The sequence below is a fragment of the Amycolatopsis sp. NPDC059021 genome (genome assembly GCF_042739895.1).
In the GTDB taxonomy this organism is placed as follows: domain Bacteria; phylum Actinomycetota; class Actinomycetes; order Mycobacteriales; family Pseudonocardiaceae; genus Amycolatopsis.
This window is the reverse complement of sequence record NZ_JBHYIQ010000107.1, coordinates 23,616-33,325: the sequence shown is the minus strand read 5'-3', so window position 1 is coordinate 33,325 and position 9,710 is coordinate 23,616. Positions and strand designations below refer to the sequence as shown.

Sequence of the window (9,710 nt, the reverse complement as noted above, 5' to 3'; positions counted from 1 at the left end):
CCTTCACAGCGCTCACCGCTGTGAAGGAGGCCTTCACGGCACATTCGTCCACAAAGGACACTATTCGGCGGGCGTGCCGTAGCCGCCTCCGCCGCCGGACTCGCACCGGAGGACGTCGCCCTTCCGCACGCGCAGGCTGTTGGCCTTGAGCATTTCCCGCGCGTGCTCCGTGCCCGGATTGAGGACGACGCGCGGCGGTTCGCCCGCCTCGCCGCCGAACAGGCCCCAGGCCGGGGTGACCGAACGCTCCCACCACAGGGAGAGATCCTGGTCGGCTTCCATGACGTACTCGCGCACGACACCGTCGCCGCCGCGCCATGCGCCCGCGCCGCCGGAACCGGGGCGGATGCGATATTCGGTGACCGCGCCGAGACGTTCAACCGGCTGGTGGGAACGATGGCCACCGAGATGCTGCGGCGCAAGACCGGCCTGATCCACGTGCCCGGCATCCACGACCCGTCGGTGGCCGGGGTGCCGATGGACGGTCCGGCTCGGCTACCGTGCCGTGGTCACCGCGTTGCTGGAGCATCTCCGCGGCCGGCGCGCCCGGAGCGTCACGCTGCTGAGCGGGACCGAGGACAACGCGTGGAACCGGCGCTCACGGGAGGCCTATCTCGCCTGGTGCGAGCTGCGCGGGTGCACGCCCCGCACCGGAAAGCTCGGCGAAGGTCTCGACCGGGATGACGCCGCGGCGGTGCTCCTGCCGTTGCTGGCGGACCCGGAGCGGCCCGACGCGCTCATCGTCGCTTCCAGCAATTTCGCCGCGCTCGCCGCCGAAATCGCTGCAGCGCAAGGACTTCGGGTCCCGGACGACCTGATGATCGCTTCCCTCACCGACACCGAGCACACCCGATCCGCGAGCCCGCCGATCACCGCGATGGACCTCAGCCACGAGCGGCTCGCCGAACACGCCGTCGAACTCATGCTCGCCAGGCTCGCCGGGACCGAGGCGGTGTGTACCCGACCGGACCAGTGCCGCCCTCGAAGTACCACCTCTCGTAACCGCGCCTTGGGTGAGGTGGCTGACGTTGTGCCGTCCCGGGGATGACCGGCTTCCCGGCATCGGCCCGGTCGCCGGATCGCTCGGTAGTTTGCTGGCCATGGAAGACTCCTACGCGGGCTTGTCGAGCCATTACGACCTGGTGATGACGTCGGGGTATTACGACTACGACGCCTACGCGCGGGCGATGTCGACGGTGATCGGACCGCGTACGGAGCTGGTGGAGATCGGGGTGGGCACCGGCCTGGTCTGCGAGAAAATCCTGGAGCTGGGTGGAGCCGGCGTGCGGATCACCGGGATCGACCACAGTGCGAGCATGCTGGCGGTGGCCCGGCGCCGTCTCGGCACGCGGGTGACGCTCGAACACCAGGACGTCCTGCGCTTGTCGCTGCCGCGGGTCTACGACGTCGCGTACTCCGTTGGCGGTGTCTGGGCCTGCACCCGTGCCGGTGACGACGTCCGGATGGCCAGTCTTCTGCCGACCGACGGCGAAAACCTGCGAGCGCTCGAGAACGTGCGGGGGTGCCTCAAGCCGGAGGGCCTGCTGGTGTTGTCGGTCCAGCGGCCGCATGTCGATCATCGGCAGCGCCTGCGGAACGGGTTCGTGTATTCCCAGGAAGTCCGTGAAGAACGCAACGGCATGGTGGTCAAGGACTACCGGGTCACCGACGGTGAGGTCGTGGTCGCCCGTCAACAGTCCCGGATCCGGATCTTCGAGCGGTCCGAGGCGGAGGACCTCCTGGCGCGGGCAGGCTTCCGGCCCGTGCCGGAGAGCGGCGACGGAGTGATCGACGTGTTCGCCGTACGGTGACCCGCCGGTGCGGGGTGGCTCGGGTAGCGAGCGGGAGGTTCGATCACTGACCCGGCGCGTACGACGCTGCGAGCGCAGCGTTGTGGACTGTCCCGAGTGGACGGTCGGCTACGCACGGCGGCGCGGTTTCCCGCGTTTGCCGCCCTGAGGCCTGCCCGTGCTTCGGCGCGGGCTCCCGCCACTTCGCTTGTCCGCCGTGGGTTTCCCGGTCTTCGCGGGGGACGGCTTCCGCTTCGCCGGTTCCGGCGCCGGACGGCCGCGGGTGCTGTTGACGGTCCGGCCGCGGACGATCCCGATGAACTGCTCCATCAGGTCGGTGGTCTCCTCCTCCAGCCACGACAGCGCGACGCGTGACTGCGGGGCGTCCGTGAGCGGCCGGTAGGTGAGATCCCTGCGGTGGTGCAGCCGGGCGAGCGACTGCGGGACGACGAGCAGCCCGATGCCGGCCGCCACCAGCTCGATGGCGCCCGCGGTGGTGACCGGCCGTTCGATCGCGGGCTGTCCGGGCGGCTGTTCCCAGCCGAGGGTGTCGTCGAGGGGATGCAGCACGACGTCGTCCGCCAGGTCCTCTGTGGACACTTCGTCGGCCGCGGCGATCAGGTGGTCCTTCGGGCAGACGACCACGGTCGTCTCGGTGTAGAGCGGGATCGCGTGCAGGCCGGTGCGGTCGATCGGCAAGCGCAGGAGGGCCGCGTCGGCGTCGCGCTCCCGCAGCAGCGCGGCCGCGTCGGCGGCGGGCACCCCGGCCAGCTCCAGCGGCGTCTCCGGGTACCGCTCCTGCCAGATCCGCACCCACTTGGCCGGGATCACGCCCGGGACGTACGCGAGCTTGAAGGAAGGAGGGACGTCCGGGCCGGTCACCGGGCCAGACTACCGGGCGTGAGTGCGGTCGTTACGCTTGACCGATGACGTCGCAGCACAAGAGCAGCCAGACGATGAAGCCGGCGACGGCGGCGAAGAAGCTGGGTGTGTACCTCGAAGCCACCCCCGCCGAGTTCCAGGAGGGGGTCGTCTCGCGCGACGAGCTGAACGCCCTGCAGGCCGAGCCGCCCGAGTGGCTCCGGGACCTGCGCCGCGACGGCCCGCATCCCCGGCCGGTCATCGCGGCGAAGCTGGGTGTCTCCATCGGCGGTCTCGCGCGGGGCGGGATCACCGACCCGCTCACCACCGAGCAGATCGAGGCGCTGAAGGCGGAGAATCCCGACTGGCTGGTACGGGAGCGCGCCACTCAGGCCGAGGTCCGCAAGGAGGCGAAGCGGCTCAAGGAGAAGAACGCCTGACCCCGCACCGCAGGTCGCTGACCAGGCCTCTAGGATTCCGCGGGTGACCGCCTACGACGACGTCTTCGAGCATCTGGACACCTCGACCCTGCCGGAGCGCCAGCAGCGGATCCTCGTCGCGATCCGGGACTGGGTGGTCCGGTACGGATATTCGCCGAGCACCCGGGAAATCGGCGACGCGGTGGGGCTTCGCTCGTCCTCGACGGTGTCGAAGCATCTGGCGAGCCTGGAGGAGCAAGGTTTCCTGCGGCGCGGTTCCTCGGTGTCGCGGCCGATGGACGTGCGGGTGTTCCTGCAGGAGCCGAAGGCGAGCGCGGCCGCCGAGGACTCGGTGAGCGTCCCCGTGGTCGGCGACATCGCGGCGGGCACGCCGATCTCGGCCGAGGAACACGTCGACGACCTGCTGACGCTGCCCCGCGGCCTGACCGGGCGGGGCACCGTCTTCGGCCTGCGGGTGCGTGGCGACTCGATGATCGACGCCGCGATCTGCGACGGCGACATCGTCGTGGTGCGCCAGCAGAACGAGGCCCATTCGGGACAGATCGTCGCCGCGATGATCGACGGCGAGGCCACGGTCAAGGTGTACCGCCGCCGCAACGGCCACGTCTACCTCGAGCCGCGCAACCCCGATTACGAGGTCATCGACGGCGACGAGGCCGTGGTGCTCGGCACCGTCGTCTCGGTGCTGCGCAGCGTCTGATCCCGTTCACCCCCGTGGCTGCGGCCGTTCGAGGGGCTGTTCGGGGACGGGGCGGACGTCGTCCATGATCCGGTCGGCGTACTTGTCGAGCATGCGGGTGCCGACGTGCTGCGCGTAGCCGAGCAGCACCGACCACAGCAGCAGCGCGGACTGCGAGCTGATGCAGACGATGCCCTGCGCGAGCCCGGCGCTGAAGGCCAGCAGGCCGACCACGGCGAGCGTCGCGCCGAACAGCACCTTGATGAGCGCCTGGTACCCGGTCAGCACGTACGGCGTCACTTCGGGACGTCGCCGGATCAGCAGGACCACGACCGACAGCCCGGCCCCGAGCGTGCCGAACATCTGCGCCAGCCAGACGTCCCAGCCGGTCGGCGTGGTTCCTCCGCTGGGGCAGACCATCGTGGCAGGTCCGGACTGCTGCGCGGGAATGCACAGCGGCACCAGTCCCGGCCGGACGATGCCGATGACACCGAGCACGGTGTTGAGGATGAACAGCGCCACCGTCGCGAGCACGAGCTTGTTGCGCAGTGCGCGGGCCGCGGCGTGCGCGTCGTCGGACGCGTCGAAGGCGGCGCGGAGCGCGTCCACCACGACCGCGCGATCGGCCGCGGTGACCCTGCTGGAGAGGTCCAGTCCTTGCAGTGCCTGCGAACGCGGATCCTCGCACGGCAGGTAGACGTCGATCCGCGCCCGCAGGCCCGGCAGCCTGCCGGGCAGCTCGGGGTCGATCGAGATCGCCGAGATCTCGGCCTCGTGCAGGGCCCGCCAAGCGCGCTCGATGTGCCAGCCCGACCACCACGACGCCACCGACCACCATCGGTGTGGCGCGCCTTGCAAGGCCGCGTCGACCACTTTCAGTGACGCTATGGCCGAGTGCCGGGCGTGTTCCGTGCCCGGGAGGTGTTCGTACGCCGCGAGATCGGCCCGCACCCGGCGGGCCCGTGACTCGACCGTCAGCTGCCAGTCGGCGCCTTCGGCCCCGAACACCGGGCCCACGAGCCGATCCTCGACCATCGTCATCACCTCAGGTCGAGCATCGCAGCGGACGGGCGGCGCCCGTGTCGACCAAACGTGCGAACGCCGCCCGCGCTGTCGATCACGGGGCGCAACGAGGCGTCGGCCCGTGATACCCCTTCCGTGAGGATTCGTCGATCCCGACCTCGCACGGGATCGACGGATCGAGCCGGTTGCCCCAGACGAACGTGTGGGTCGCATGGTTCTGCAGGCCGATGGCGTGGTCCGGCCCCGCCGCCCAGGTGTTGCCGATGAGGGTGAGGTGCTGGACGTCGTCGATCATCACCGCCTGCGAGCCGAGCCGGGTTTCGCAGTAGTTGCCGAGGAACAGCCAGTACTCCGAGACACCCTTGCCGCTGCCGTCCCCGGCCATGGAATGCGGCCCCTCGGCCATCAGGCACATGTTGTCGACGTGTTCGCACCGGTTGCCCGCGATGAGCACGCGGCGGCTGGCCAGATGCTGATCGTCGGTGGCGAAGGTCTGCATGCAGTCGGCGTGCGCCCCGGTGCTGTTGTCGGTGTGCGAGATGGTGTTGCGCAGGATCTTCACGTCGTCGCCGAAGAACCGCAGCCCGTCACCGTCGCCCCCCTGCGGCGCGGTGACGGTGTTGTCCCGGATGGTGACGTTGTTCCCGCGGGCGTCGATCCCCGGGGCCGACGGCCGGTTCAGCGCGAACCCGTCGACGACGACGTTGTCGGCGCGGACGTCGATTCCGCCGACCCGCCGGCCTTCGCCCCGGTAGGTGACGGGCTTGTCCGCCGTGCCGCCCTTGGTGATCTTCAGCCGTTTCGTGGTGCTGGTGTCGTCCACACAGACGACGTCGCCCGGCTCTATCGCGTCCATCGAGCGCTGATCGGTGACGTGCCGCGTGCACGCCGATGCCGCGCTGGGCGTGCCGTTCGCTGCCGAGGCTGCGAACGGTAGTGCCAGCACGGCGATCGCGGCGGCGCGTCCGAACAGGATCCTGGGTGTCATCGGCGCTCCCGGGTGGTTCCGTAGTTCACCGCCGGGAACCTAGTCACGCCGGGCGGGAGGGCTCCCGGCGGCGGAGGAGGTGGATTCCGGCGAGCACCACGGCGACGACGGCGGCGAGCACGCCGGCGAACAGGAACGTGCGGCCGAGCCCGGCGGCGTCGATCACCGGCTGCGCGATCAGCGGCGAGGCGAACTGGCCGAGGAACAGCGCCGAGGTGAGCAGGCCGAGCGCCTTGGTCCGCGCGCCGGGGGCGACGGAGGCGACCACCCAGCCGTTGACCGTCGGGTTCTGCAGGCCGATGCCAATGCCGACCACCAGCAGCCCGATCCCGAACGTCCACAATGTACTCGACGAGCCGATCACCACGAGCCCGGCGGCGAAGGCCGCGAACATGCCGATCGCCAGTGGCCGGAAGTCCCAGCGCGCGCGGATCCGCCGGAAGTTCAAGCCCACCACCGTCATCACGAGGTTGACCGCGGCGATCGACACACCCGCGACGACCGGGCCCGCGCCGCTCACCTTCGCCAGCCAGAACGGCGCCTGGGTCGGCACGGTGTAGAACACGACGACGCCGAGGAACATCAACGCGTACAGGCCGAGCAGCCGCGGTTTCCACGGGGACGCGCCGGGCGCGTCTTCGGCGTCCGCCTGCCGGACCTCCGCCTCCGGGACGTACCGGAGCACCAGGAGCAGCAACGGGACCGCCAGCAGATAGACCGCGAACGGCCCCCGCCAGCTCATCGCGGCCAGCAGACCGCCCAGCAGCAGCGCGACGACCCCGCCGAAGCCCATCGCCGCTCCCTGCAGGCCCAGCACCCGGCCGTGTTCGCTCGTGGGGTGGTGATCGGCGAGCAACGCGGTCGACGTCGTCATGACGCCCGCGATGCCGACACCGAGCAGGGCGCGGCCGACGAGCAGTGCGGGCAGCGAATCGAGCACGAGCCCGGACCCGCCACCCACCGTGTACAGCACGAGGCAGCCGAGGAGGACGGGCACCCGGCCGATCCGGCCGCTCAGCCGGGCCAGCAGCGGCGCGGCGATCATGATCGCCAGGCCCGGCAGCGTCAGCACGAGCCGTACCAGGAGTTCGGCGTGCGGCACCGCGGCGAAGTGCCGCTCCATCCCCGGCAGCGCCGGGGTGATGGTGGCGCTGGCCATGATGGTCATGGTGCTGACCCCGAGCAGCGTCGCCAGCAGGGGTTTCGGTGGTCGCCGTACCCCGGCGACGGTCGTTTCGATCATGCTGACGACCGTAGAACCTCAACAATTGTTAAGGTCAACGCTCATGAGTTCGGTGTCACAAGACGAGGGGCCGCTGCCCGCGGAGCTGACCGTCGGCCAGCTCGCGCGGCGCAGCGGTGTTTCGGTGTCCGCGCTGCATTTCTACGAACGGCAGGGCCTGATCACCAGCAGGCGCACCAGCGGCAACCAGCGCCGCTACCGGCGGGAGGCGCTGCGCCGGGTCGCGCTGGTCAAGATCGCCCATCACGTCGGCATCCCGCTGGCCGAGGTTCGTGACGCGCTGGAGCTGCTGCCGGAGAACCGGGTGCCGACCCGGCGCGACTGGGAACGGCTCGCCGAGCACTGGAACGCCCGGCTCACCGCGCGGATCCACCGGCTCACCCAGATCCGCGACCGGTTCACCGACTGCGTCGGCTGCGGCTGCCTGTCCATCGACCGGTGCCGGAGCGTCAATCCGGACGACGTGCTGGCGACCGAGGGCTGCGGTCCGCGACGGCTGCTCGAACCGGGCGAACTGCCGATGGATCTTTGACGGGTTTTCGCGGCTAACCGGCCTTGGCCAGCGTGCGGCCGAAGAAGCCGGTGACCGCCTGCTCGTAGCGGGCGGGGTCGGAGTTCCACGACTCGACGTGCTCGGCACCCGGGAATTCGTGGTACTCCACCGGCCACTGGTTTTTCCTTGCCGCTTCGACGAAATCGCGGTCCATCTGGACCGGAGCCTCGCTGTCCGCCGCTCCGGCGAAGAGCAGGGTCGGCGGCTTCGTGGCCGGGGGACGGTTGATCAGGTCCAGCTGGTACATGTCGACGCCGGTGCGCCAGCGGATCACCTGGTGGATCAGCGACGCCAGCGGACCGGGCGCGCCGTACTGGCGTGCGGTGAACTCGCCGATCATCGGCATGCTGAGCAACGGCGAGTCGAGCAGCGTCGCGGTGACGGTGGCGGCCAGGGGAGAGCGGGCGAGGAACTGACCGGCGATCTGCCCGCCCATCGAGCCGCCGTAGAGCACGATCCTCTTGGCGCCCTTGCCCTGCGCGTAGCGGACCGCCGATTCCACGTCCCGGTACTCGGATTCGCCGTAGTGCATCAGCCCGTCCGCGGAGGCGGGCGCGCCTTCGTCGTTCCGGTAGGTGATCGCGAGGACCGGCAGGCCGAGCCGGTGGAAGGCGGGCGTGGCGAGCATGGCGTTGCGCCGCCCGTTCTGGCCGTGCACCGCGATCACCCAGGTCGACGAGAGCGGCCCGTCGGCCGGGATGTACCAGGCGGGCGCGGGGCCGAGTTCGGTCGGCACGGAGACCTCGGAATAGTCCATCCCGTACGAGGTTTTCGGGTCGGTCATCATCACGCCGGTCACGTCGACCGTGGTGCCTGCCGACGGGGCGGGTCCGCTGAGGATCGGCCGCTCCACCGAACCCGGGGACTCGGCGATGATGTCGCCGACGTTGGCTTCCGTGCCGTCCCACAGCATCCGGAACGTTCCGTGGCGCCGGGTGTGCTTGCCGGGAGAGCCGATCACCACGGTCGTCCCGCCGGCGGTGTGGTTCACCGCGAGCACGACGTCGGAGTGGTCGGGGTGGGTGTAGTACTGGTGATCGGGTTTCACGGCGGAGTCGCTGACCTGCCAGGCGAGCACGAACGCCCCGCCGAGGGCGAGCACCAGCAGCACCGCGATCGCGATCAGCACGATCCGGCGCAGACGGCGTTTCCGCCGGGGCTTCGGTTCGGTTTCTTCGTCGATCTCCGTGCTGTTCATGGACAATTCCCCCTTGGTGACGGCTATTTCCGGGTGCCGTCGAGAACCCGCTCCACGGTCCGCGCGCACAAGGCGCGGAAATCCTTTTCGCTCAGCCCTATCCGGCCACCGAGATAGAACTGGACCAGTCCCACGACCGGCATGGTGATGGCGAGTGTCACCTCGATGGCGTCGCCGGGGCGCAGCTCTCCCTCGTGGATGGCCTGTTCGACGGCTTTAAGCACGGGGGAGAACGCCGGTGAGGCACCGTCCCGGAAGTCCTCCGGGAACTTGCGTGCCTCCTCGCGCCGGTCCGTCATCAGGAACCGGTACAGATTCGGTTTGCCCAGCGCGAAATCGAGGAAATCGCGCATCAGGCCGTGAAGCCGCGACTCGAAGTCGTGCTCGCCGGTGCGGTTTCCCCAGTCCTTGCCGATGTCCGCGAGAGCGTCTTCGGCGACCTTGCGCAGCAGGGCTTCGCGATTCGGGTAATGGCGATAGGTCGCCATCGCGGTGACCCCGGCTTCCATCGCCACCCGGCGCATCGTCACGGCTTGCGCGCCTTCGTGCACCAGGATCGCCAACGCCACCGACGCGATCCGCTCGGCGGTTCCCGGTTCGCTCATGTCTACACCGTACACGTCCTTGTCTACGCTGTACACACCCCGCCCTGGTCTGTACCGAACGACGTACCACCCGTGATCAGAGGCGTAACTCGCGTGAACAGAGACGGACTGCCTCCAATCACGTGAGTTACGTGCTCAATCACGCGAGTGACGTCTTCCTGCACACCAGGGCGGCTCGCAGATCGCATCTTGCGGGTTACCGCGAAGGGCCTTCAGAGCGCTCAGTGCGGTGGGGGGGGGGGGGGGGGCCCGGGGGGGGGGGGGCGCACGGGGGATATCGAGACACACGGGGCGCCCGCGGGAGGAGACGGACCAGGCGGGGCGCCCGGG

12 protein-coding genes are annotated in these 9,710 nt (G+C 69.9%); 5 read left to right on the top strand and 7 right to left on the bottom strand.

All coding sequences use genetic code 11. The features are described 5' to 3' along the window. Window positions 1–60: 60 nt before the first annotated feature. Window positions 61–453 (bottom strand): hydantoinase B/oxoprolinase family protein, encoded by a 393-nt coding sequence (locus ACFWX1_RS40270; RefSeq protein ID WP_378395130.1) that lies wholly within the window; start codon window positions 451–453, stop codon window positions 61–63. A 52-nt stretch (window positions 454–505) separates the two neighbouring features. On the opposite strand from ACFWX1_RS40270, the gene ACFWX1_RS40265 reads away from it, so the two are divergent. Together ACFWX1_RS40265 and ACFWX1_RS40260 are read left to right on the top strand one after the other, a co-directional pair. Continuing rightward, a complete protein-coding gene (locus ACFWX1_RS40265) occupies window positions 506–1,048 on the top strand; it encodes a substrate-binding domain-containing protein (RefSeq protein ID WP_378395129.1) in 543 nt (180 codons plus the stop codon). A 52-nt stretch (window positions 1,049–1,100) separates the two neighbouring features. Continuing rightward, on the top strand, window positions 1,101–1,811 hold the full coding sequence (locus ACFWX1_RS40260; RefSeq protein WP_378395128.1) for a class I SAM-dependent DNA methyltransferase: 711 nt from the start codon (window positions 1,101–1,103) through the stop codon (window positions 1,809–1,811). 108 nt (window positions 1,812–1,919) lie between these two features. On the opposite strand, the gene ACFWX1_RS40255 is transcribed toward ACFWX1_RS40260, so the two are convergent. After that, window positions 1,920–2,672 carry a LysR family transcriptional regulator substrate-binding protein gene (locus tag ACFWX1_RS40255; protein ID WP_378395127.1) on the bottom strand — a complete coding sequence of 251 codons (753 nt, stop codon included), beginning with the start codon at window positions 2,670–2,672 and terminating at the stop codon, window positions 1,920–1,922. Between the two features lie 44 nt (window positions 2,673–2,716). On the opposite strand from ACFWX1_RS40255, the gene ACFWX1_RS40250 reads away from it, so the two are divergent. Together ACFWX1_RS40250 and lexA are read left to right on the top strand one after the other, a co-directional pair. Further along, window positions 2,717–3,091: a DUF5997 family protein gene (locus ACFWX1_RS40250; protein ID WP_378395126.1), complete on the top strand. Its 375-nt coding sequence runs from the start codon at window positions 2,717–2,719 to the stop codon at window positions 3,089–3,091. A 43-nt stretch (window positions 3,092–3,134) separates the two neighbouring features. Next, a complete protein-coding gene (gene lexA / locus ACFWX1_RS40245) occupies window positions 3,135–3,791 on the top strand; it encodes a transcriptional repressor LexA (RefSeq protein ID WP_378395125.1) in 657 nt (218 codons plus the stop codon). Between the two features lie 6 nt (window positions 3,792–3,797). Here lexA and ACFWX1_RS40240 read toward each other — a convergent pair whose 3' ends face one another. The 3 genes from ACFWX1_RS40240 to ACFWX1_RS40230 form a co-directional block, all read right to left on the bottom strand. Continuing rightward, window positions 3,798–4,805, bottom strand: coding sequence for a hypothetical protein (locus tag ACFWX1_RS40240; RefSeq protein ID WP_378395124.1), 1,008 nt, complete (start codon window positions 4,803–4,805; stop codon window positions 3,798–3,800). An 82-nt stretch (window positions 4,806–4,887) separates the two neighbouring features. Further along, window positions 4,888–5,781: a hypothetical protein gene (locus ACFWX1_RS40235; protein WP_378395123.1), complete on the bottom strand. Its 894-nt coding sequence runs from the start codon at window positions 5,779–5,781 to the stop codon at window positions 4,888–4,890. A 43-nt stretch (window positions 5,782–5,824) separates the two neighbouring features. After that, on the bottom strand, window positions 5,825–7,024 hold the full coding sequence (locus tag ACFWX1_RS40230) for an MFS transporter (RefSeq protein ID WP_378395122.1): 1,200 nt from the start codon (window positions 7,022–7,024) through the stop codon (window positions 5,825–5,827). 43 nt (window positions 7,025–7,067) lie between these two features. Here ACFWX1_RS40230 and soxR point away from each other — a divergent pair, with 43 nt between their 5' ends. Further along, window positions 7,068–7,556 carry a redox-sensitive transcriptional activator SoxR gene (gene soxR, locus ACFWX1_RS40225; RefSeq protein ID WP_378395121.1) on the top strand — a complete coding sequence of 163 codons (489 nt, stop codon included), beginning with the start codon at window positions 7,068–7,070 and terminating at the stop codon, window positions 7,554–7,556. Between the two features lie 13 nt (window positions 7,557–7,569). Here soxR and ACFWX1_RS40220 read toward each other — a convergent pair whose 3' ends face one another. Further along, complete coding sequence (locus ACFWX1_RS40220; protein ID WP_378395120.1) at window positions 7,570–8,775, bottom strand: alpha/beta hydrolase family protein; 1,206 nt, start codon at window positions 8,773–8,775, stop codon at window positions 7,570–7,572. Between the two features lie 23 nt (window positions 8,776–8,798). Further along, window positions 8,799–9,380, bottom strand: a complete 582-nt coding sequence (locus tag ACFWX1_RS40215) for a TetR/AcrR family transcriptional regulator (protein ID WP_378395119.1) — start codon at window positions 9,378–9,380, stop codon at window positions 8,799–8,801. Window positions 9,381–9,710 lie beyond the last annotated feature (330 nt).

Coding starts and splice junctions, on each gene's coding strand:
- ACFWX1_RS40260 (WP_378395128.1), top strand. CDS start 1,101: ATGGAAGACTCCTACGCGGGCTTGTCGAGCCATTACGACCTGGTGATG.
- ACFWX1_RS40250 (WP_378395126.1), top strand. CDS start 2,717: ATGACGTCGCAGCACAAGAGCAGCCAGACGATGAAGCCGGCGACGGCG.
- ACFWX1_RS40240 (WP_378395124.1), bottom strand. CDS start 4,805: ATGGTCGAGGATCGGCTCGTGGGCCCGGTGTTCGGGGCCGAAGGCGCC.
- ACFWX1_RS40235 (WP_378395123.1), bottom strand. CDS start 5,781: ATGACACCCAGGATCCTGTTCGGACGCGCCGCCGCGATCGCCGTGCTG.
- ACFWX1_RS40230 (WP_378395122.1), bottom strand. CDS start 7,024: ATGATCGAAACGACCGTCGCCGGGGTACGGCGACCACCGAAACCCCTG.
- soxR (WP_378395121.1), top strand. CDS start 7,068: ATGAGTTCGGTGTCACAAGACGAGGGGCCGCTGCCCGCGGAGCTGACC.
- ACFWX1_RS40220 (WP_378395120.1), bottom strand. CDS start 8,775: ATGAACAGCACGGAGATCGACGAAGAAACCGAACCGAAGCCCCGGCGG.
- ACFWX1_RS40215 (WP_378395119.1), bottom strand. CDS start 9,380: ATGAGCGAACCGGGAACCGCCGAGCGGATCGCGTCGGTGGCGTTGGCG.